A 17,513-nucleotide genomic window follows, 5' to 3' on the forward strand; every position below is an offset into this window, starting at 1 on the left:
GGTCTGAAACGTCACCATTAGAGCCACGAAGATCAACAGCTTTTCGACGAAGCCGGTTTCCATCACGCCGCCTCCATCGCCTGGAACGGCTTCTGGCCGAGCAGTGCCCGCTCCATTTCGCTGTAGGTCTGCGGGCCGGCCTTGCCGTCAATGACGATGCCGCGCGCCCGCTGGAATGCCAGCGTTTCCATTTCGACAGCCTGATCGAACACGGAACCAGCTCGCAGGATGACGGTCGATCCCGTCACCTTGCGCCAGTCCATCAGACGGTCGATCCAGACGGCAACATCATTGCCGACGTGACCGCGCCGCAAAACGCGATCCAGAACAGGCGTGAAGCCCTTCGACCGGCCCTCGAAGAGATGGTCGTATTCGGCCGAGGCATCGAAACAGGGACAAGCCTTGTTGGCATATTCGTTATGGCCGGAGACCTTCTGGATGTTGAAGCGATCCCGCAGGTCGATTAACTCCTCGTGGAGTGCGATGCGCTGTGCCGTCGTGCGGGTGTCCTTGGCGTCGCGGCCGTCGCGGGTCAGGCCGCCGACATAGACGATGCCGATCGTCGCGCTGTTATGGCCCTCGCAATGGGCGCCGATCTTGTCCAGTGCGCGCCCCTGCCAGCGCTCCCCGAGCAAACCGATGATGCGGTGATAACCGCACCCGGACCAGCCGCGCGCCCGGTGCCAGGCGTCGATTTCGGCGACGGCGACCGTCCGCCCTTCCGGCGTGGCGGTGCAATGCACGATGATTTCGTTGACGGGGCGCATGAAAAAGCTCCAGAGCGGGGGACGATCTGGAGCGAAAATGCATGCTTTGATCCGGCGAGGTCATGCCCGCCACGGCGGTCATTCCTGGAAGAGATCCATCTGCCGGGTGTCTTTTCGGCTGGGGCGCCTGACCGGCTCCCGTTTGCGCGTGCGCTTCAGCAGCTTGTCCACGCCGGTTTCGGTCAGGCCGAGACGTTTGGCGATATCCCGGACGCTGAGATCGGCCTCGACATAACGGCGAGCGCGGAACTCACGGGCCAACGGAACACGTATATACGCACCTGAATACTTCTTGCAAAGACGGGCGGCAAGATCCTCGCCAATGGTCGAAGGCAGATCAGAGCGGGAAATATCAGCGGGCACGTAGATCCGCACGCCGGCATGCGCTTCCACCAGCTCAAAGAAGCCGTCCTCGCCGAGAACGTCGAGCAGGTCCTGTGTGAGATCGGCTGTCTCGTACTTCGTCATCGTTTCGGTCCGCTGCCGAGCCGAAGCTCGATTTCGATCTGCTGGGCGGTGAGCCGTCTCAGCAGATCCTCCCGGTGGATGCGCGTGCGGGCATCGACCCCGCCTCGCGCCAGTTTCAGCTGCAGCTCGCGGCGTTCCTTCCTGATCTTGTCCAGTTCGGAGCGATCGAAGAGCGGCAGCTGGATGGCCATGTCAGTCCTCCGCCGCGCCGTAATCGCGGTAGCAAGATGGCGTGTGACGATGGACGACATTGACGACGCGTCCGTCCGACACCACGAGCTTCACGCCCTCGGCGATGATGCCGGTGGCGCCTTCGCGAATGCCGCGCTCTGCCAGAGCCGCAATCTGGGCGCGGATCTCTTCGGCATCGAACCCGTGCACCAGCTGCATGAAGCGGAGGATGGCCTTGTCGGTGACTTGATGTGGGTGTGTCATATGCCTGCCGCTCCTTCGATTGCCGCCACTTTGCAGCGGTCCCACAGACGATCGAGCCGCCGCCACATTGCGACGGCCGCGAGCCGATCGGACGATCCGCCCGGATAGGTCCACCATTCCCGATAGGCCGGCTTGCGGGCGATCAGCCGGCGCGCGATCCGCTTGGCGGCCGCGTAATCAGACCGCAGTTTGCGCGGTACCAGGCGCCAGTGCTTGCCGCAGATCCACTCGCCACGATGGCGCTTCGTGGTGCACCGGCAGTACGGGACACAGCAGGAGAGACGATCGGCCATCACGCACCTGCCTTCCGGGCGCGCACCTGTTTGCCCAGCTCGTTCATCACCGTCTGCCATTCCGAGGCCTTCACCTCGGCCAGATAGATGACCTTGCCGCCAAGGCAGTTTTCGACAGCCTGGTCGAAGCCCTTCCGCACCATCAGCGTTGCCTCCGGATGCAGGATCTTCCACTGCGCCCAGGCGATCTTCGCGCCATCGCTGACCAGCCAGTCGTAGCCGTTGCTGTTGCCGTACATCACGCCGGCCTCGCGCTTCAGCCAGCCCTTCAGCGCCTCGATCGCGGCACGCGCGTCATCGGCGTGGTGCAAAAACCGGGAATGATCGAGACCGGTCTGGCGCTTGATGAAGGTGAGCAGCGCCGCATCGGTGCGATCGCGGATGACGCCGAGATTGTAGCCGGCGATCCAGAGCGCCTGCAGCTTCTTGGCAAACTTGCCCTGGAGCCCTTTTTGAGAGGGCTTCGAAGACGGCTCGAAGCCCTCGTTGCGCAGCACCGTCAGCACGGCCTGGCGCTCGGCCTCGGTCATCGCCTTGGTCGAGGATTTGCCGGTGATCTTGGCCAGCTTGGCGCGATAGGTGTCATCGTCCAGGCCGAGCTGTTTCTTCGCGACATGGATGGCGGCGGTCGAGGAGGTCATAGGTCATCCTCCCGCATGTCGGCAATGCGCAGCAGCGGTGCGGGCAAGGCGAGGCGTGTTTCCCGCTTCGGCTTCCGGGCCGCTTCCTTGGCGGCTTTCTCAGCCGCCACTTGCTCGCGCTGGATCTCCGCCAAACATTCGAGCAGAAAGCCGAGCGAACCGGGCTCCGCGCATTCGATCTTGATCGTCACCACACTCTTGCCGCCTTTCACGACGGCCGAGTAATCTTTTAAGCGATCATGGCGCTGGTTGAGGTAGATGATGCTCATGCCCATCCCTCCAGCCGCGCGTTGATGGCGACGAGGATCTCCGCGTCTTGTGGATCCTTTGTCACCATGATCGAGATCTTCGCGGCATCGAGCAGGAGCTCGACAACGTCCTCGTCGAAGGTGAAGCCAGAAAGGGTCGGCCCCTCGGTCGAAAATCGAAGGAGATCCGCCAGCGCGTTGCTCGCCTGGCTGGCTGCGACAAGAGCGAGCCGCTGGCGCTCCAGCAATTCCGTATCTGTCATTTCATCCTCCTGTCGATCTGGCGGGCCAGCGTGTTGAGGTTGAGATCCATCATCACGGTCGAGCGGTCCGGCTCCTCGACCACGATGCGGGCGTAAAGCTCGCCCTCGGCCGTCAGGATCTCGCAGCCATCGCCGGAAAATTCCTCGACCAGGGCGTTCAGGATGGTGTCGAAGCGGGTCTGGTCCTGGCTCATGCCACACCTGCCACGGCCAGCGGCCCAAGCACCGTCTCGTCAAGTCCGCGTCGATCAGCGACGGCCTGGGCGGCATCCAGGTGTGCGGCGATGATCACGCCGTCATAGATCCGGCCGTCATCCGCCCGGAACGAGGTGAGAAAGACAACGCCGCAGGCTGCGAGCGCGTTGACGGAGCGGGCGTCCATCCCCAGCGTATCGTCAAAGCAGATGCCGTCTGCGATCGGGAGATCGGGATGGATCTTCATCGCCCGCTCCTCAATAGGCCATGTCGGGCGCATAGAAGCACCGAAGCGTGTATTCATCCGGATAGAGGCAGAGGTGATAGAACTCGTCCCGGCTCCGGCGCGCCTCGGCAATCGGCACCACATGGCGATGATGCACGGTGACCAGGCGGTGATCGCCCGGTCTAAGCTCGATCTCATAACCCTCCGCCGTGATGCGCACCCGGTCGGTGCGGATCATCTGGCAATCGCCGGTGTGGCTGTTGCCGTTGCAGCAATAGGCGTCGTATTCCCAGCCGGCCGCCGCCTGGTGCGCCAGCGCCACGCTGGCCACCAGCAGCGCCAGCACCAGCACGGCAGCGCCGGACAAGAGCGGCACGATGCGCGAGAGCATGAAGCCCCGCAGGATCAGCGCCAGCGCCAGAAGCACGGCGCCCGAAAACAGGATGATGGTCGCAGTCGCATTCAGCATATCGGACCTGCCTTGGCGAGCGATGCCGCCGCCTCCTGGTTGAGATGACGCGCGGCAACATGGCTGGCCGAGGGACAGGCCCGCGACACCGCGATCTCCTCGTTGGCGATCACGAACTCCGCACCGCATTCAAAAGTGGAAATGGCGAAGGCGATCCCGCCACCGCCGCTGACGATTTGGGCCCCGCAGGCCGGGCAGCGCGACTGCGCCACCAGTGTCTTGATGCGAGAGGTGAGGAGGGCGGTCATGGGGCCGTCTCCCTCGGTTGCGGTGATGGGTTGGCGATCCGCGCCTTAACGACTGCGATGCAAAGCGCAATCGCGGGATTGGCGGCCTTGCCGTCAGCAGAAGACGCCTCATCTGCGCGGTCGCAATGGTCGGCATGGTGCCGAGAGACGTGAGCCCAGCCATTGGGGAACAGAGGCGTGCAACCACACCGCCAATACCACCCAGGCAAAGCATCTGCGCACAAACGGACTGCGCATTGCATGTCTCGGGTGAAGTCCGCGATGCCGAGATATCCGCCGCAGATAACTATTCCGCCGGCGGTCAACTGACCGAAACAAAGGGCAATTTCCTTATCAATCTCGGCGCTGGGAGCTTCCAAGGTTTCAAGTTTCTTAAGCAGCTCCAGCAGGTCAGCCATTGTCCGAGCCCTCCGTAGCGGCGGCCAGATACGCGGCCAATGCCGCGCGGTAGATTTTCGGCGCGTGCCATTTCGGATCGAAGATGACTGTATCAGGGCCGGGGTAGTTCTTGACGAAATACTCCGCGAACTGTTCGAAACCAGGGGATGCCGTGCCTACCGGCAGCTGCCCGGTAACCGGCACGGCATCCTTGCCATCGCACTCCGCTGTCCGGATCTGGTTACCGGGAGGCGTTGGCATTTCGTCATAATCCGCCAGCCAATTGGCTATGCGGGTCAATGCTACCGAAAAATCATGATCCGGCATGCCGTGAAGCAGCGCGCGTGCCTCTGCCGCGCTGATGGTGAGTACGGCCAAATTAGTTGCTGGATCGGGAGTTTCCGCGTACTCAACACGCGAGGGTTCCGGCTCTTGGCTCTGCAATCCGGACGGCAACGAGGCCGGGGTAACTTGGAAATAGCCCTGGCCTCCCTCACTATGCGATGTCGCCGCCGCCAGTTCGGCATTCTGCCAGGCGAACAGCAGCCGCTCGATGATCTGCTCTCGCGCATCGTCGTCCATATCGCCTTCACCATCGTAGACGTTCATGGCGGTGTGGATCAGGTCCTGGTCGTTCGGCAGCCATTCCTTGTTGCGCTGGATACCCTTGAAGCCAGTCCAATCCAGGGCCTGCTTCGTTTGAAACGACGGTCCAGCGCGGAAGGCCTCATAAGCCCTTTTGGTGTAGTCAGCTTGGGCGGCTTCACGTGCGGCGTGTTGGGTTTTGATGCCATCGATATGCATCATGCAATCCGCGCCCGGATAGGACAGCGTCCAGTCCCCTTCCGTCCCACTGATGCTGTAAAAACGGGTGATCCCAAATGCGCCCGCGTAGACGGCAGGGCCAACGGATGATTTCCCGCGAACGATCCACTGCAGCGGTTTCACGGACTGAAGGGATGCCGTGCCTACCGGCAGCTGCGCCGACAGGCCGAGCTTGTCGGCTTTCCAGAGGTTCCACAAAATGGCAATCGCTTTGCCATCCGTCTTGTTGCGGTAATAGCCCGTGTCTCCATGGCTGCACTGCGTGAGGTCGCAATACATGCCGTCAATGAAGTGATGGCCTTCCGCAGCCAAGGGCTCCTCGGTCACCTTGTCCGCGAGTTTGGTCAGCGTTGCCCACTCGGAGCGTGCGATCTCGTCCCTCATACCGCACCTGCCTTCCGGTCGGTCTGGAGTTCACGCCCCTTGTGCTGTGGCCGTCCGGGGAGCGGGTAGTGCAGCTCGACGCCAAAGGTTTGCACCGCATCCAGCGCCGCCGTTGCCCGGCGGCGGTAGCCGTCATGGCAGTGGGCATTGTCGGGATTGGCCCAGGTGTCGCGCTCGCGGCCGATGTTGTCGCCAAAGTCCCGGCGCCCCTCGGCGTCCATCTTCTCGATTGTCTGGAGCGTCAGCGTCTCCTCGTAATCGAAGAGCGCGATGGCGACGGCCTCGACCAGCTTGTCAGGATATGTTTCCATCTCTCCCTCCCTCAGGCCTTGGCGAGATCGATGGTGACGGCCTGCCACTGGCCGTCCGGCTTTTCGCGGGTGTAGAACCGCACATATTCCTTCGAGCCGGTCACCCGCATCGCATCGCGGATGGCATCCATGGCCCGCACCCACCGCTCGTCCTCGATCGAGTGGCGCAGCAGCATGAAGATCTTTGCCCGGTTGATCTTGCCTTCCTTGTCTGTGTCGAAGGCATCGGAAACGAGCGCCTGGATCTCCGGCCGGCTGTCGGCCGACCATTCGTTCAGGCATTCGTCCACCAGCTTCTTGGCAATCTGCAGCTCCGGCCCGAAATCGATCAGCTCGGCCACCTGCACCTGCACCTTCATCAGGCCGTCGAAGGTCTGATAGGTGCGGTTCCCTTTCGCGCCGCCGATCTTGGCGCCGTATTCCTGGGCGAGCAGGGCGTCGAAGGTGCCGAGATCCACCATCGTGTGATCCCGGAACCGGGCGATCTGCTGGTTGAGATCGAGCGCGAATGCCATGATCTTGCGCACGGTCTCGTCTTCCAGCTTGTGCTGCGGCTTCACCATTTCCAGCGGCACCAGGCTGCCCTTGGCGTCCGGAATGTATTGGCGACCGTTGATGACGATGACGCCATCGGTGCGGTCGGTCTGTTCGATGATCACGGCTTCCATGGGATCAATCCTTCTTGTCCAGGATGTAGGCTTTGCGCACGCCCTTGATGGCACTCATGAGTGCCTCATGGGCGGCCGGTTCGCCGACGGTGTGTTTGACGCGTTCCAGGTGATCGAGCGCGGAGACGACGCGCTCGAGAGAGTTTTTGAGGGCCGCATTGGTCGGCCGCATTTTGAGACGTGGAGCCGCCTTCTTGATCAGCGCCTGATGGATTTCCGGCGTGACCGCATTGACGATCCGGTCGAGCGGGATGCGGACTTCGGCGAGCACAATCAGATCGTCATTCATGCTGCGTCACCTCCGGAAGGGTCGGGATTGACGATGACGGTCCGGCGCGCGGCCCTACGCTGGAAGGGCACGATCTCGCCCGTCCGGCCATCAAGAACCGGCGCTGTCCGCCGTGGCTTCAGGAAAGCCAACCGCTGTTCCAGCAGCCGGTTGTCCTCTTCCAGCTCGATGCCGAGCGCGCGGATGGTGTTGAGGGCCTTAACCAGGGACTGCACCTGATCGGCATTCATCCGGCACCCGCTCTTCTGGTGCGGCGCGAACAGATCAGCGATCGTCTTGGTGTACTGGGAGATTTTCAGATCCGTCATGACCGGCCTCCCTTCGAAAAGTCGGGCCGCAGGATCTTGCCCTTGGCATCGGCAATCATGTCTTCGAGGTGGTTGGTGGCGGCCTCCTCCATGAGGCCCTTTCGTTTCGCGTCCTCGAAGATGTCGCGGAAGATCGACAGCTCACGCTCCGCCTTTTGCACGCTCACAGCGATCGCGCTGATCAAGGCACTTGTCTGATGGATCTCCTCGACGGGCACGTCCGCATTGCGGCTTTTGAAGTCGGAGGCGATGGCCTCCAGTTCCGTGGCGAGACTGAGCGTCATGCGATGTCTCCCAGGTCACGGTTCTTCCAGGCATCGCGCAGCAAGCCGAGCGTGATGTCCTCGCCGCTGGACAGGCCGGAAATCAATGCCGCCTTGATGGTCCGGTCGATATTGCGCAGCGCGCCCGGCTTCTGGGCAATGACCTTGAGGAACTTGACGCAGTCCTCGTCCGAAATCCCCCAGGCGGAGATCAGCATTTCCGCGCCAAGCTGCGGGTTGTTCTCCCGCTTCAGACGCCGGTCGAAACGGGTGGCGACCTGGGCACGGCTCATGACGGATTTGCTGCGATCGAGAAAAAAGGAGGTGGCGGTGTCCTCGTTGCCGAGCAGCGCCAGACCGCAATTGTTGATGTCAACGAAGTGCCGCAGCTGGTTGATCGCGTCCGGTACCAGGTTTTGCGCCTCATCGACGATGAGGAGCGAGCCTTCGCCGATCCGCTGCAGCTTGCGGCCGATCGTGCGCACAAGTCGGGTCGGGTTGTGCTCGGTCACCTGCAGCTCCTCGGCGACATCGACGAGGATGCCGTGGATCGTCTTGGTGTGCGGGCTCGCCGTCACCATGAAGACATGCGGCCGGTAATCGCGGAAATGCTTGGCCGCCGTCGTCTTGCCGGCGCCGGAAGGCAGGGTCACCATCACCATGCCGGCGCTGATCTGGGCAAAGAGCAGCGTCTTGATCACATCCTCGCCAGTGGGTGTTTTGAGGTAACGGGGAGAGACCGGCAGCGTGGCGGCAATCCGCGTGCTTTCTTCCAGATTGTCCAGCCAGGCGCTGATCTGGTCGTTGAGGTTCGACAGCACCCCGGCATAGTTGCCGGTCGTCCATTGGCTGAAGGTGGCTTCCGCCATGCCGGCGCGGCGCCGCACCTCCGCCTTCGACCAGCCGTTCAGCTTCGAAAGTTCGATGACGGAGCCGAGCAGCTTGCGCCAGCGGTCCACTTCCACCGGCAGGTGCTTGACCATGAACTCGGTGCTGGGCTGCGGTATGGTCCAGGCGCCGGTTGTGTTGATCGGAGTTTTCATTTAGAAGGTTCCTTGGTTCTTATGTTTTGGCAGGCTTTCGGGCCTGCCTTTCTTTTTTGGGGAACCGTACGCACTACAAATCGGCCCCTGATGAGCCCGAGCAGAAACACGCTTCGGGCTATTCCCGGTTGGGGAACAGGATGATGTCGGCATCGCCCATCAGGCGTTCGATGCCGGCATTGAACTTGTCGTCGAAGCTTTCCGCCTCCTCCGTCTCAGACGGCTCGATCTTCGGCAGGGCAGCCGATCGCGTGACCAGCCGTGTCACGGTCGGCCCCTTCGGCGGCTTGGCGGGCTTCATCTTCTCGGCCTTGGCCATCAGATCCTTGAGATCGAGATCCGTGAGACGTTTTGCGGCCATCTTCTGGGCCATCTGCGCACGCTTGCCGTCGCTCTCGGCGCGGGCCCGTTCACGGGCTGCGGCCTGGCAATCGAAGCCGACCTTGGCGATGCAATCGGCCTCGCCGAGGAAACGTCCTTCCGGATCGTAGACCTTGATGGCGCCATGCAGATCGGCCGGATCGAAGCGGGCGGCGACCTTGCGCCCGATCCATTGGGTGAGGAACGGCGCGTGGTAGCGGTTGCCAAACAGGTGGATGGCGCCGTCCGGCTTGCGGGCCGTGACCTTCTCCGCTGCCAGCATCCAGAGCGAACGCTGGGCAGGGCTGGCAAAGCGCACGAACTGGCCGTGGGTCTCCATGCTCGCCTCAAACACCTGGTCGAAGCTGCGGCCCTTGGCGGTCTCCGTCTTGCGGCCGGTGCGGGCATTGTGTTCCGCCACCTGGGCGGCCACATGCGCTTCCAGTTCCGCCACCGGAATGGCGCGTTGATTGTAATTCTCCGGCTTGTGCTGGGTGCTGCGCCCGGTATAGGCGCCGGCCATGGCGGGATGTTTGGAGATGTTTTCCGCCAGATCGCCCCAGGCCCGCTCGATCGGCTTCGACTGGCCCCGACGCGGTTTCACGAAGCGCCCGTCGATGCCGAGCGTCTTCAGAAGGCCGGCGACTTCATCCTCCGTGATCTTGAAACGGTGGCGGGATTTGGCACCGCCAGAAATCTTCTTGCTGGCGAAGGCCTTGCCGTTGTCCATGTAGAGCCGTTCGGGGATGCCGTACTGCTCGACCATGTTGCCGATGACGGTGCGCACCGCCTCCCAGGTCTCCGCCTCGGTCAGCACCCAGGACAGGATCTTGCGGGAGTAGAGGCACTGTGTGCCGACCAGATAGAGGCGTCCCTGCCGTCCGTCTTCAAACTGGACATGCAGGTCGAGCTTGTGACCATCGGTGTTGACGTACTGCATGGCATGCAGATGCGCGACGCTGCGTTGCTGGGCCGGGATGAGCTTGCGGGCCTCCTCCTTGCCCTTGCGGGCCATAATCTGCACCGCCTTCGGGATCTTTACGCTCATGTGCCGGCGCAGGGTCCGTTCGTGCGGGATCGGCGCCCAGCCATTCGCTTCCGCCACCGCCTTCATCCGACGATAGCAGGCCGAAAATGCCGAACCTTCGGGCCGTAGGAAATCGGAGACCAGCACGTCCCAGGCCATCGGGTGCACGTCTGCCGTCTCGGTCACCACGCCGAGCGCCTTCTTCGAGGTCGAGGGCGCCAGCGCTGCAATCCAGTCCTGCCGCGCATGACCTTCGGTCAGGCCGCGCCATTCGTGATAGGTCGATCGGGCAACGCCGTAGCGCCTGCGGATCTCCGCCATGGCCTGGGCGGATGTGGCGCCGTCGCGGATCATCGTCTCGACGGTAACAAGCACGGTCAGGCGGCGCTCGCATTCGGCCTTTTGCGCCGTCGTTAGGCGCTCAAAGACCTCCCAAAGCCCCTTCGAACGGTCCGTTTTCGGGGTTTGAGCCTCCATCATGAAGGCCAGCTTCTGCCGCGCGGCATCGGGCAGCAGCGCAATGTGGTACTCGTAAAGAATGCCGCCGTTTGCGCCGGTCACTTTACGAAAACGCCTTTCGTCGGATCGCCATCCGTTTTTGATGGCAAAGTGGGAAAGGTTGGGAGCATCGACTGGCAGACCCGGCAGCTTCGCCTCGACGAGATCCTTGACGGAAAACCACTCTTTCATGGGCGGCTTCCCTTCTTCGCCTCGATCACGGCACGGATCTCCGCTTCGTGCCGCTGCACCAGGCGAAGTGTCAGCGCCACCGCCTGCAGCTGGTCGATCAGCAACGCCCGCTGCGGATTGCTGGACGCCACGATCGGAAACTTGCCCGATGTGATGGCGTCGATCGCGGCGATCTGGCTGGCAAGCGAGACCTTCATGACCGCTCTCCCCTCGGGCGACGGAGGATGCGGGCTCCCGCTACGCGCGCCTGCAACTGCGCCACCATGGGCAGTTCCTGATTGAGGCGTCGACGGAGTGAGCGTTCCGGCGGAATTGGCGACCAGTCATTTATGTCTGCCAATCTCAACAGGCGGCGGTAGCAAGAGGAAAAGCTCGGAGCCTCAAGCCGAAGGTAATCCAGAAGAAGCGCTTTCCACGCTTCGGGATGGCACTCTGCTCGTTGTGCGATCATGACCGCTCTCCCCTCGGACGAACCGAGACCGGACGCGCCTTCAGAAGGCGAATGTGGTCGGAGAGCGCCTTTTGCTCCTGTTGCAGGCGGGCAATCTCCGCAAGCCGTGGCTCGTCGCCCTGCAACAGGGTCAGGCCATCTTCGGAAACGACACTGTCCCAAAGCCAGACCGCACCGGTGGCGCGGACAAAAGCCTTGAACCGGACAAGGCTCACGTCGTGGCCTGTCTTGCTCTCGGCTGTGTAGGCGTCGAGCGCACCCTTGGAGACGCTGGCAAGGCCGAGATATTGCGCCATGCGCGCCGCAATCACCGGCCTGTCATAGGGGCATTCGCGAATGGCCCGCGCCATGTCGCGCTTCAGGCGGGCGCGGAACCGGTCGAGATCGATGCGCTCGACGGCGGAGCGCGCTTCGAACACCGGAACCTGGAAGAAATCAAGCTGTGACGGATCGCGCTTCATTGTGCGGCCTCCAGGAAGCCGAGGTCACGCTTTTCGCCGATATGCTCGACGATGCGGGCAAGGGTGTCGTCGTCGGCTTTCTCGACTAGCGCCACCATCTTGCGGAAGATCTCGTCCTGCAGGATGGCGGCATCCGGCGCGGCCTTCGGCTTCAGCCAGCCCCAGATAGTTTTGAGATCCGCGCCCTCGCGTAAGCCCGCCGCCACGCGGGCCTGATCGTCGGCTGGCAGTTTGGCGAGTTTCAGCAATGCTTTCTGGTCATTCTCGGCAGGCGTGCCGCGCACTGCCGTGCGAAGGGCAGGGGTGAGCTTTTGGCCGATCTTGGTCACATTAAAATATGTGGCCCTGCCAAAACCGAGCCGTTCCTGAACCTGCTCGGACAGCTCCCGGCCAGGCGCGAATATCGAAGTACAATCGTTGGACTTCGGGAGCTTGTTGCCGATCTTGAGGTTCCGCGTGCGATCGATCTTGCCGAACTTCTCCTCGTAGATCTCGCGGAATTTCAGCACGAAAAGTGCTCGATCGAGCGGGTTCAACTCGTTGCGATAGATGTTTTCGGAAAGCTCAATGAGTTGCGCCTCGACGGCGTCGGCGGAAACGACGATGACATCGATCTCTTCCCAGCCATTCAGCTGCGCACCGCGCAACCGGTGGCCACCGGCCACCAGGGTCAGCGGGGTCTTGCCACCATTGGCGGCGGGCGTCGAACGCACGGTGATCGGGTTAATCAAGCCGCGATCCATCATGGAGGCGGCAATCGCGGCGGCATGATCCTCGTCGATCGGGCGGGCGCGTTCGCCAACCAGGATCGAGGCAATCGGAACACTCTTGAACGTCGCCATTTAAGCCGCCTCCGCCTGGGCCGCAGCTGCTTCCAGCATCGACGCCATGAAGATCTCGTGGGCACGCATGGCCATCCGCTCATAGGCCCGGTCGAAACAACCTTCGTCGCGGCGGCAGCGCACCACGCGGTTCGCCTGCATCACCGACCAGCGGGCAACGCCGAGCAGCGCCACCAGCCGGCGGCGCGGCACGGTGAATTCCGAGTTCAGGATCGCAATCACGATCTGCCGGGCAAGCTTCGCATCGAACATGTCGCGCGGTGGATCGATGATATCGCGCATCGGGAGATGGTTGAAATGCGCCCGCACCGCCCGGAACGTGGCGTTGATCATCGCGCCCAGGCGCTCGTCTTCGCTGTAGGGGTTCGTCATGACGCCACCTGCTGGATGAGCGTCAGCAGCGCGGCCGCGAAACCGGCAAGAGCACCGGAAAAGAGCAGTGCCGTTTCGGCCAGGCGGCAGACCGGGGAGGCAGACGGCACAAATGGCACGACGTCGATTTTGGCCGTGCGTTTCGCCATTGGCGGCGTTGCGAAATTGCGCGACGGTAACCCGGAAGAAGACAGAACGGGGTGCTGACGAATGGACAGAATGACGAGAGAAGAGATGATGGAAGCCCGGATGAACGGCTTGGAGCGACGGATCGAGCAGCTGGAAAGTTGGACGGGGGCCGACGAGGACGGCAACTGGCGTGGCGAAGAGGCTTCCGTCACGGACAGAATGTTCGCGCAGGAACTGCTCATCATGCAATTATTGCGCAATCTCGAAGCGGTATCCCCACACTTTTCGGTCAAGCGGTTGCGCGAGGAAACCCATGCCCTGGCAGTGCTCATCCATGATGAGCTGAACCCAAATTCGGACTTGCCAGCTGACGAGCTGGAGCGGTCGAGGAGAAAGATGATCCGTGTCATCGACGATCTCCTTCCGGTGTCTCGTCATGATGCGCAGGAGGTTGAGAGCACAAAAGTGCATCTAACTCTTGTGCCGGAAGGCGCTTCAGGCGAACCAGGAGATCCCGCATAGCGCGCATGTGGGCCTGCCGTTTGCGATCAAGCGAAACCTCTTCCTCGCTCGGAAGGCGATCCAGACCGGCCCCAAATGCCGCCTCAAACTCCGGATCTACAAGGATGACGCCGGGCTGCCCAGGGATACGCCGAAAGCATTCGGCCAGCTGTTCTGCCGTAAGCAGTGAAGCACTACGGGCGCGCAAGCCGGCTTTGAATTCAGCCTCGGCGGTCGCCCTTTCGCGAGCGGCATTCACATCGTCGAAACCAACCATCACGCCGCCTCCTGATCTTGGCCTATCGGTCGGCGACCGTTCCGATAGTTGATGGCCGGCTGCGGGCTCAAGCGGCGCCCATCCGCATGGTAGCGGGTGCGCCACAGGAACTCGGGCCGCGTATTGAGAGCCGCTGCAATGGCGCGCTCGCCGGCAAGATGCGGCTCATGCACGGCATTGCCCGCCGTGCCGGTGGGTAGGCCATAATCCTTGTCGATCTGCGACAGCGTCAGCTTGGCGAGGATCAGGCGTGCCTTGATCCGGGCGATTTCTTCGAGCCTTTTGCGCTCGGTCTTGTCGGTGGCTGCATCGCGATGCATAAACAAACCCTTCGATACCAACTGGGGAGGCCCTGGCCGGCCTCCTTTTTTGGGATGGTGAAATCTGCGAACACAGGAAGGAGTAACCCAAAATGGGTGTGTTGTAAACACCCAAAATGGGTGAGCACGGATGAGTAAAGGTAAGGAGTTGTGGAAGGCGGCCGGCGCTCGATTGGCTGCAGCTCGCCTGCATGCGGGCTTTAGTTCGCAGAGGGTCTTTGCGGAGGCCGTGGAAGCGGCAGAGCCAACTATTGCTAAGTACGAGCAGGGCGCTCGCGAGATACCTATGTGGTTGCTGGTATGGTTAGGCGAGCATCACGGCATCAACAGTGGGTGGATCGTAAGCGGGCGCGGGGACATGATCGACGATCCATCAAAGGCGCCGGCACCAAGCACGGCGGTCGATCCCTGGGCCATGGCCCGTGCCTGGGCCGTGATCGAACGGATCTGCAAAGAGACCGGACGGACCGTGACCGGCACGCAGATCGCCGAGGAGGCGGCAATCCTCTACAGCGCGCTGCTCAGCCGCATCGTCGATGTGAGGGATCGCCCCATGGTCGAGGCGGCGCTGGCGGTTCTGGGTGAGGAAGCGAAAGAGCGAATGCTGAAGGTCGAGCCCGGCACTGGCAAACGCTCGGCTTTATGATCGTACCAAACCCAGCCCATACATGAGACAACCCTAAAGGGGCGCGTGGCAAGATTTCGCAACTTTGCTTTGAGATGAAAGGTTACCGGTTAAGGTTGACGCCGACGATGCTGATGGCTATCGCGCACACTTCTTTTTGGTGCGGCGTTACAAACCGATCGCCCCGTTAATCAGGCCGGTTTTTTGTCGGATTGTGTAATGATTTTAGTATTTTATATGTGCGCTGCGGCGTCGGTTTGTACAAAATACAAACCGCCAATTGGAATTCCGGGCGGTTCATGCTCGATTGGCACTGCTGATCGTCGTCAGCCGCAACGCTCCGGATCGCGATTTTTCAATGACTTGAGGACGCTTCAAAGCCGCGTCACGCCTTTTCGAGGATTTCATGAGGGATCGCCCCGCCTTCGGCCACTTTTCCGGCTTTGGCTCGATTGCCGCGATTTCAACTGTCAAACCGCCGGCCGCCGAGATCCTCTATTTGTGCACCTAAGGTGTTCAGTTTCCTAGCAAATATCGCCAGTTCTCACATCTTCCTAGATAACCCGGTAATTCCGGATCTTTCTGTCAGACAACAACAATGAATGTCGAGGCGCACGGGTTTCCGGGGCGCCTTTTTTGTTGCGCATTGGTCGCCGGGCGTCTGGTGACGTTAATCAGAGGTTTGCGAGAGCGGGCTTTGGCCCGCTCCTGCCTGAGGTTCTGTTCAGACGGCCAGCGAACGCAGCTTGAGGGCTGCCGCAACGCGCTGAAGGCGGCTCGGATCAAGATCCGCACCGGATTCGATCGCTCCAAGTTCTCCGACGGTCAAGCCGCAGGCAATGGCGAGGTCCTCCAGGCTATAACCGGCGGCGCGTCTTGCTTCTGCAATGGTCGAGGCAATGGAAACAGACTTGGTGGTATCGAATTGGGTCTGTGAGATGGTCATGGATCACTCCTTTGGGTGTGCCGACCGAAGTCGGAAAATGAAGCATCAGCAGCAAAGGATGTCGCGGTACTGAAAAACTCATGCCGCAGCGCACCATAGATAGGCCCGAATTTTCCAGAGTCAAAGCGCATTTGCAGAATGCCGGCCCGCTCACGCCGTTTTGTCGGCAAAGGCATGCGTTTTTTAGTCCTGCTGCGTACCAATTGATGTCGAACAAGTCCTTCCGCCCGTTATGATTGTGTCTTTTGAGGGCGTGATGGAACGGGGAAAGTCATGCTCCGCTCTTGCGGCGGCGTGGCAAAGCATTTCTGCCGCTGATCTTGACGGATGTTTGAAGTCGGCCCACACTCACCGCGTACAGGATGTTCATCAGACTGGGAGTTGCGACTATGATTGGTGGTTTGACTCTGTTTGGTTTCGATCTCTTCGGTTTGTCAGAGAGATCTATGATGCGTAAGCAGCCTGTGGTGCGCCAGGAGGCTGAAAGCCCCGCTCCGGAAAAGGAGGAGGCCAAGCCCGACGAGCGGTCGGTGGAACCGTCCGAAAGCTTCTTCTGGGGCATGTATCCGGTATATTGACGTCTTCGCAGGTGCAGCATGACCGCGCCTGTCCGCGGCGGTCGATTATCTAAATTGTTTCGTCCGGCTGCGCTGGATCAAACAAAACGCGTTCATGCGTGTTAGCCGTAAAGGAACGGTCGGGCTTGCAAGCCGGCCGTTCCTTTGCCTGCGAAGCAGGCCGGTTTCAGAAAGGCGCGCGCATGTCCGATATTCTGTGCATCACGCTCAATCCGACGCTCGATCTGTCCAACGAGGTGGACCGGGTCGTGCCCACCCACAAGGTCCGGGTGCGCAACCAGCGCCAGGATGTCGGCGGGGGCGGCATCAATGTTGCCCGGGTTGTCGCGGAACTTGGCGGGGATGCCGATGCGCTGGTCCTGTCGGGTGGTGCAAGCGGCACCATTCTCGCGGCGGCCCTGGAGGCATTGCCGATCGGGCGCCACATCTTCCCGATTGCGGGCGATGTACGTATCGCCTTCATGGTCTTTGAACAGGAGACCGGCCAGGAATATCGTTTCGTGCCGGAGGGACCGGTCGTGACGGAGGCGGAACTGCAGCCGGTGCTGGATTTTCTGGAAACGCATCCGGCCCGTTATATCGTGGCGAGTGGCAGCCTGCCGCGCGGCCTTGGCCCCGACACCTATGCCCGTATGGCAAAGATTGCCCGGCGAACCGGTGCCCGTTTTGTGCTGGATGCCTCCGGCGAGGCGTTGAACGCGGCGATCAGCGAGGGCGGCATCTTCCTGTTCAAGCCCAGCCTCAGCGAGTTGGAGAAACTCGCCGGTCACAGTCTGGATATCGAGGCGGCGCGTGTGTTTGCCGGTGATCTCATCGCCCGCGGTACCGTCGAACATGTGGCGCTGACGCTCGGCGGCGACGGCGCCATGCTGATCAGCGCCGAAGGGGCGGTTCGCATGCCGGCGATTTCCGTTCCGGTCCGTTCCGCGGTCGGTGCGGGGGATAGTTTCGTGGGCGCCATGGTCTGGGCGCTCTCGCATGGCCAGACCATGCGAGAGGCCTTCCGTTTCGGCCTTGCCGCCGGGGCGGCCGCCGTCATGACCCCTGGCACGGAACTGTGCCGGCGTGCCGATATCCTCAACCTTTATGGCCAGGCCTGCGCCGATCAGCATGAGGAAGAGGCTGCGCGCTGGGTTTCAGCCTGAGGATTTTCTCGCGTAAGTTTGACGAAGATCAAGAGCATAACGAAGGGCTTCACCTAGTTTGCCTGCA

At 61.7% G+C, this 17,513-nt stretch carries 33 protein-coding genes; 4 read left to right on the forward strand and 29 right to left on the reverse strand.

From position 1 onward, the window contains the following. Positions 1–62 precede the first annotated feature (62 nt). The 27 genes from OU993_RS20825 to OU993_RS20955 form a co-directional block, all read right to left on the reverse strand. Positions 63–767 (reverse strand): peptidoglycan recognition protein family protein, encoded by a 705-nt coding sequence (locus tag OU993_RS20825; protein WP_268160666.1) that lies wholly within the window; start codon positions 765–767, stop codon positions 63–65. Positions 768–845: 78 nt separating this feature from the next. Continuing rightward, entirely contained in the window at positions 846–1,235 is a 390-nt protein-coding gene (locus OU993_RS20830) for a hypothetical protein (RefSeq protein ID WP_268160668.1), read from the reverse strand. Then, on the reverse strand, positions 1,232–1,426 hold the full coding sequence (locus tag OU993_RS20835; protein ID WP_268160670.1) for a hypothetical protein: 195 nt from the start codon (positions 1,424–1,426) through the stop codon (positions 1,232–1,234). Before OU993_RS20835 ends, OU993_RS20830 begins: the two co-directional genes overlap by 4 nt. Before the next feature lies 1 nt (position 1,427). Then, on the reverse strand, positions 1,428–1,670 hold the full coding sequence (locus OU993_RS20840) for a hypothetical protein (RefSeq protein ID WP_268160674.1): 243 nt from the start codon (positions 1,668–1,670) through the stop codon (positions 1,428–1,430). Continuing rightward, positions 1,667–1,963: a hypothetical protein gene (locus OU993_RS20845; RefSeq protein ID WP_268160676.1), complete on the reverse strand. Its 297-nt coding sequence runs from the start codon at positions 1,961–1,963 to the stop codon at positions 1,667–1,669. The genes OU993_RS20840 and OU993_RS20845 overlap by 4 nt, the downstream gene beginning before the upstream one ends. Further along, positions 1,963–2,604 (reverse strand): gp16 family protein, encoded by a 642-nt coding sequence (locus tag OU993_RS20850; RefSeq protein ID WP_268160679.1) that lies wholly within the window; start codon positions 2,602–2,604, stop codon positions 1,963–1,965. The genes OU993_RS20845 and OU993_RS20850 overlap by 1 nt, the downstream gene beginning before the upstream one ends. Next, positions 2,601–2,873, reverse strand: a complete 273-nt coding sequence (locus OU993_RS20855; RefSeq protein WP_268160681.1) for a hypothetical protein — start codon at positions 2,871–2,873, stop codon at positions 2,601–2,603. The genes OU993_RS20850 and OU993_RS20855 overlap by 4 nt, the downstream gene beginning before the upstream one ends. Then, positions 2,870–3,115, reverse strand: coding sequence for a hypothetical protein (locus OU993_RS20860; protein WP_268160684.1), 246 nt, complete (start codon positions 3,113–3,115; stop codon positions 2,870–2,872). Before OU993_RS20860 ends, OU993_RS20855 begins: the two co-directional genes overlap by 4 nt. Continuing rightward, complete coding sequence (locus tag OU993_RS20865; RefSeq protein ID WP_268160687.1) at positions 3,112–3,309, reverse strand: hypothetical protein; 198 nt, start codon at positions 3,307–3,309, stop codon at positions 3,112–3,114. The genes OU993_RS20860 and OU993_RS20865 overlap by 4 nt, the downstream gene beginning before the upstream one ends. After that, complete coding sequence (locus tag OU993_RS20870; RefSeq protein ID WP_268160690.1) at positions 3,306–3,557, reverse strand: hypothetical protein; 252 nt, start codon at positions 3,555–3,557, stop codon at positions 3,306–3,308. Before OU993_RS20870 ends, OU993_RS20865 begins: the two co-directional genes overlap by 4 nt. Before the next feature lie 10 nt (positions 3,558–3,567). Further along, positions 3,568–3,927: a hypothetical protein gene (locus OU993_RS20875; protein WP_268161267.1), complete on the reverse strand. Its 360-nt coding sequence runs from the start codon at positions 3,925–3,927 to the stop codon at positions 3,568–3,570. Between the two features lie 71 nt (positions 3,928–3,998). Then, a complete protein-coding gene (locus OU993_RS20880) occupies positions 3,999–4,253 on the reverse strand; it encodes a hypothetical protein (protein WP_268160692.1) in 255 nt (84 codons plus the stop codon). Beyond that, positions 4,250–4,651 carry a hypothetical protein gene (locus tag OU993_RS20885; RefSeq protein ID WP_268160695.1) on the reverse strand — a complete coding sequence of 134 codons (402 nt, stop codon included), beginning with the start codon at positions 4,649–4,651 and terminating at the stop codon, positions 4,250–4,252. Before OU993_RS20885 ends, OU993_RS20880 begins: the two co-directional genes overlap by 4 nt. Further along, positions 4,644–5,840 (reverse strand): hypothetical protein, encoded by a 1,197-nt coding sequence (locus tag OU993_RS20890; protein ID WP_268160697.1) that lies wholly within the window; start codon positions 5,838–5,840, stop codon positions 4,644–4,646. Before OU993_RS20890 ends, OU993_RS20885 begins: the two co-directional genes overlap by 8 nt. Beyond that, positions 5,837–6,151: a hypothetical protein gene (locus OU993_RS20895; protein WP_268160700.1), complete on the reverse strand. Its 315-nt coding sequence runs from the start codon at positions 6,149–6,151 to the stop codon at positions 5,837–5,839. The genes OU993_RS20890 and OU993_RS20895 overlap by 4 nt, the downstream gene beginning before the upstream one ends. Before the next feature lie 11 nt (positions 6,152–6,162). Further along, entirely contained in the window at positions 6,163–6,819 is a 657-nt protein-coding gene (locus OU993_RS20900; RefSeq protein ID WP_268160702.1) for a DUF3164 family protein, read from the reverse strand. Between the two features lie 4 nt (positions 6,820–6,823). Continuing rightward, entirely contained in the window at positions 6,824–7,108 is a 285-nt protein-coding gene (locus OU993_RS20905) for a hypothetical protein (protein ID WP_268160704.1), read from the reverse strand. Beyond that, positions 7,105–7,416, reverse strand: a complete 312-nt coding sequence (locus tag OU993_RS20910; protein ID WP_268160705.1) for a hypothetical protein — start codon at positions 7,414–7,416, stop codon at positions 7,105–7,107. The genes OU993_RS20905 and OU993_RS20910 overlap by 4 nt, the downstream gene beginning before the upstream one ends. Next, entirely contained in the window at positions 7,413–7,700 is a 288-nt protein-coding gene (locus OU993_RS20915; RefSeq protein ID WP_268160707.1) for a hypothetical protein, read from the reverse strand. Before OU993_RS20915 ends, OU993_RS20910 begins: the two co-directional genes overlap by 4 nt. After that, on the reverse strand, positions 7,697–8,722 hold the full coding sequence (locus OU993_RS20920) for an AAA family ATPase (RefSeq protein ID WP_268160709.1): 1,026 nt from the start codon (positions 8,720–8,722) through the stop codon (positions 7,697–7,699). Before OU993_RS20920 ends, OU993_RS20915 begins: the two co-directional genes overlap by 4 nt. A gap of 118 nt (positions 8,723–8,840) precedes the next feature. Then, entirely contained in the window at positions 8,841–10,799 is a 1,959-nt protein-coding gene (locus tag OU993_RS20925) for a transposase domain-containing protein (RefSeq protein ID WP_268160711.1), read from the reverse strand. Then, positions 10,796–10,996, reverse strand: coding sequence for a hypothetical protein (locus tag OU993_RS20930; protein ID WP_268160712.1), 201 nt, complete (start codon positions 10,994–10,996; stop codon positions 10,796–10,798). Before OU993_RS20930 ends, OU993_RS20925 begins: the two co-directional genes overlap by 4 nt. Continuing rightward, on the reverse strand, positions 10,993–11,250 hold the full coding sequence (locus tag OU993_RS20935) for a DNA-binding domain-containing protein (RefSeq protein WP_268160715.1): 258 nt from the start codon (positions 11,248–11,250) through the stop codon (positions 10,993–10,995). The genes OU993_RS20930 and OU993_RS20935 overlap by 4 nt, the downstream gene beginning before the upstream one ends. Beyond that, positions 11,247–11,711 carry a hypothetical protein gene (locus OU993_RS20940; RefSeq protein WP_268160718.1) on the reverse strand — a complete coding sequence of 155 codons (465 nt, stop codon included), beginning with the start codon at positions 11,709–11,711 and terminating at the stop codon, positions 11,247–11,249. The genes OU993_RS20935 and OU993_RS20940 overlap by 4 nt, the downstream gene beginning before the upstream one ends. Beyond that, positions 11,708–12,553 (reverse strand): ParB N-terminal domain-containing protein, encoded by an 846-nt coding sequence (locus OU993_RS20945; protein ID WP_268160721.1) that lies wholly within the window; start codon positions 12,551–12,553, stop codon positions 11,708–11,710. Before OU993_RS20945 ends, OU993_RS20940 begins: the two co-directional genes overlap by 4 nt. Next, entirely contained in the window at positions 12,554–12,925 is a 372-nt protein-coding gene (locus tag OU993_RS20950; protein WP_268160723.1) for a hypothetical protein, read from the reverse strand. Further along, a complete protein-coding gene (locus tag OU993_RS20955; protein WP_268160726.1) occupies positions 12,922–13,074 on the reverse strand; it encodes a hypothetical protein in 153 nt (50 codons plus the stop codon). The genes OU993_RS20950 and OU993_RS20955 overlap by 4 nt, the downstream gene beginning before the upstream one ends. A gap of 61 nt (positions 13,075–13,135) precedes the next feature. Between OU993_RS20955 and OU993_RS20960 the strand changes: the two genes are divergently transcribed. Beyond that, the gene (locus tag OU993_RS20960; protein WP_268160729.1) at positions 13,136–13,576 is read left to right on the forward strand and encodes a hypothetical protein; all 441 of its coding nucleotides are present in this window, start codon (positions 13,136–13,138) and stop codon (positions 13,574–13,576) included. A gap of 255 nt (positions 13,577–13,831) precedes the next feature. Here OU993_RS20960 and OU993_RS20965 read toward each other — a convergent pair whose 3' ends face one another. Beyond that, the gene (locus OU993_RS20965) at positions 13,832–14,152 is read right to left on the reverse strand and encodes a helix-turn-helix domain-containing protein (protein WP_268160732.1); all 321 of its coding nucleotides are present in this window, start codon (positions 14,150–14,152) and stop codon (positions 13,832–13,834) included. Between the two features lie 130 nt (positions 14,153–14,282). On the opposite strand from OU993_RS20965, the gene OU993_RS20970 reads away from it, so the two are divergent. Continuing rightward, positions 14,283–14,798: a hypothetical protein gene (locus OU993_RS20970; protein ID WP_268160734.1), complete on the forward strand. Its 516-nt coding sequence runs from the start codon at positions 14,283–14,285 to the stop codon at positions 14,796–14,798. Positions 14,799–15,501: 703 nt separating this feature from the next. Here OU993_RS20970 and OU993_RS20975 read toward each other — a convergent pair. Further along, a complete protein-coding gene (locus OU993_RS20975; RefSeq protein ID WP_268160736.1) occupies positions 15,502–15,723 on the reverse strand; it encodes a helix-turn-helix domain-containing protein in 222 nt (73 codons plus the stop codon). Positions 15,724–16,172: 449 nt separating this feature from the next. Here OU993_RS20975 and OU993_RS20980 point away from each other — a divergent pair, with 449 nt between their 5' ends. Both OU993_RS20980 and OU993_RS20985 read left to right on the forward strand, forming a co-directional pair. Then, entirely contained in the window at positions 16,173–16,301 is a 129-nt protein-coding gene (locus OU993_RS20980; protein WP_268160739.1) for a hypothetical protein, read from the forward strand. A gap of 182 nt (positions 16,302–16,483) precedes the next feature. After that, on the forward strand, positions 16,484–17,446 hold the full coding sequence (locus tag OU993_RS20985; protein WP_268160742.1) for a 1-phosphofructokinase family hexose kinase: 963 nt from the start codon (positions 16,484–16,486) through the stop codon (positions 17,444–17,446). Positions 17,447–17,513: the final 67 nt, after the last annotated feature.

The sequence above is a fragment of the Rhizobium sp. SL86 genome (assembly GCF_026672545.1).
In the GTDB taxonomy this organism is placed as follows: domain Bacteria; phylum Pseudomonadota; class Alphaproteobacteria; order Rhizobiales; family Rhizobiaceae; genus Neorhizobium.

Excerpts from the sequence above, each read along its gene's own strand:
- OU993_RS20825 (WP_268160666.1), bottom strand. The coding sequence starts at position 767 with ATGCGCCCCGTCAACGAAATCATCGTGCATTGCACCGCCACGCCGGAA.
- OU993_RS20830 (WP_268160668.1), bottom strand. The coding sequence starts at position 1,235 with ATGACGAAGTACGAGACAGCCGATCTCACACAGGACCTGCTCGACGTT.
- OU993_RS20835 (WP_268160670.1), bottom strand. The coding sequence starts at position 1,426 with ATGGCCATCCAGCTGCCGCTCTTCGATCGCTCCGAACTGGACAAGATC.
- OU993_RS20840 (WP_268160674.1), bottom strand. The coding sequence starts at position 1,670 with ATGACACACCCACATCAAGTCACCGACAAGGCCATCCTCCGCTTCATG.
- OU993_RS20845 (WP_268160676.1), bottom strand. The coding sequence starts at position 1,963 with ATGGCCGATCGTCTCTCCTGCTGTGTCCCGTACTGCCGGTGCACCACG.
- OU993_RS20850 (WP_268160679.1), bottom strand. The coding sequence starts at position 2,604 with ATGACCTCCTCGACCGCCGCCATCCATGTCGCGAAGAAACAGCTCGGC.
- OU993_RS20855 (WP_268160681.1), bottom strand. The coding sequence starts at position 2,873 with ATGAGCATCATCTACCTCAACCAGCGCCATGATCGCTTAAAAGATTAC.
- OU993_RS20860 (WP_268160684.1), bottom strand. The coding sequence starts at position 3,115 with ATGACAGATACGGAATTGCTGGAGCGCCAGCGGCTCGCTCTTGTCGCA.
- OU993_RS20865 (WP_268160687.1), bottom strand. The coding sequence starts at position 3,309 with ATGAGCCAGGACCAGACCCGCTTCGACACCATCCTGAACGCCCTGGTC.
- OU993_RS20870 (WP_268160690.1), bottom strand. The coding sequence starts at position 3,557 with ATGAAGATCCATCCCGATCTCCCGATCGCAGACGGCATCTGCTTTGAC.
- OU993_RS20875 (WP_268161267.1), bottom strand. The coding sequence starts at position 3,927 with ATGCTCTCGCGCATCGTGCCGCTCTTGTCCGGCGCTGCCGTGCTGGTG.
- OU993_RS20880 (WP_268160692.1), bottom strand. The coding sequence starts at position 4,253 with ATGACCGCCCTCCTCACCTCTCGCATCAAGACACTGGTGGCGCAGTCG.
- OU993_RS20885 (WP_268160695.1), bottom strand. The coding sequence starts at position 4,651 with ATGGCTGACCTGCTGGAGCTGCTTAAGAAACTTGAAACCTTGGAAGCT.
- OU993_RS20890 (WP_268160697.1), bottom strand. The coding sequence starts at position 5,840 with ATGAGGGACGAGATCGCACGCTCCGAGTGGGCAACGCTGACCAAACTC.
- OU993_RS20895 (WP_268160700.1), bottom strand. The coding sequence starts at position 6,151 with ATGGAAACATATCCTGACAAGCTGGTCGAGGCCGTCGCCATCGCGCTC.
- OU993_RS20900 (WP_268160702.1), bottom strand. The coding sequence starts at position 6,819 with ATGGAAGCCGTGATCATCGAACAGACCGACCGCACCGATGGCGTCATC.
- OU993_RS20905 (WP_268160704.1), bottom strand. The coding sequence starts at position 7,108 with ATGAATGACGATCTGATTGTGCTCGCCGAAGTCCGCATCCCGCTCGAC.
- OU993_RS20910 (WP_268160705.1), bottom strand. The coding sequence starts at position 7,416 with ATGACGGATCTGAAAATCTCCCAGTACACCAAGACGATCGCTGATCTG.
- OU993_RS20915 (WP_268160707.1), bottom strand. The coding sequence starts at position 7,700 with ATGACGCTCAGTCTCGCCACGGAACTGGAGGCCATCGCCTCCGACTTC.
- OU993_RS20920 (WP_268160709.1), bottom strand. The coding sequence starts at position 8,722 with ATGAAAACTCCGATCAACACAACCGGCGCCTGGACCATACCGCAGCCC.
- OU993_RS20925 (WP_268160711.1), bottom strand. The coding sequence starts at position 10,799 with ATGAAAGAGTGGTTTTCCGTCAAGGATCTCGTCGAGGCGAAGCTGCCG.
- OU993_RS20930 (WP_268160712.1), bottom strand. The coding sequence starts at position 10,996 with ATGAAGGTCTCGCTTGCCAGCCAGATCGCCGCGATCGACGCCATCACA.
- OU993_RS20935 (WP_268160715.1), bottom strand. The coding sequence starts at position 11,250 with ATGATCGCACAACGAGCAGAGTGCCATCCCGAAGCGTGGAAAGCGCTT.
- OU993_RS20940 (WP_268160718.1), bottom strand. The coding sequence starts at position 11,711 with ATGAAGCGCGATCCGTCACAGCTTGATTTCTTCCAGGTTCCGGTGTTC.
- OU993_RS20945 (WP_268160721.1), bottom strand. The coding sequence starts at position 12,553 with ATGGCGACGTTCAAGAGTGTTCCGATTGCCTCGATCCTGGTTGGCGAA.
- OU993_RS20950 (WP_268160723.1), bottom strand. The coding sequence starts at position 12,925 with ATGACGAACCCCTACAGCGAAGACGAGCGCCTGGGCGCGATGATCAAC.
- OU993_RS20955 (WP_268160726.1), bottom strand. The coding sequence starts at position 13,074 with ATGGCGAAACGCACGGCCAAAATCGACGTCGTGCCATTTGTGCCGTCT.
- OU993_RS20960 (WP_268160729.1), top strand. The coding sequence starts at position 13,136 with ATGGACAGAATGACGAGAGAAGAGATGATGGAAGCCCGGATGAACGGC.
- OU993_RS20965 (WP_268160732.1), bottom strand. The coding sequence starts at position 14,152 with ATGCATCGCGATGCAGCCACCGACAAGACCGAGCGCAAAAGGCTCGAA.
- OU993_RS20970 (WP_268160734.1), top strand. The coding sequence starts at position 14,283 with ATGAGTAAAGGTAAGGAGTTGTGGAAGGCGGCCGGCGCTCGATTGGCT.
- OU993_RS20975 (WP_268160736.1), bottom strand. The coding sequence starts at position 15,723 with ATGACCATCTCACAGACCCAATTCGATACCACCAAGTCTGTTTCCATT.
- OU993_RS20980 (WP_268160739.1), top strand. The coding sequence starts at position 16,173 with ATGCGTAAGCAGCCTGTGGTGCGCCAGGAGGCTGAAAGCCCCGCTCCG.
- OU993_RS20985 (WP_268160742.1), top strand. The coding sequence starts at position 16,484 with ATGTCCGATATTCTGTGCATCACGCTCAATCCGACGCTCGATCTGTCC.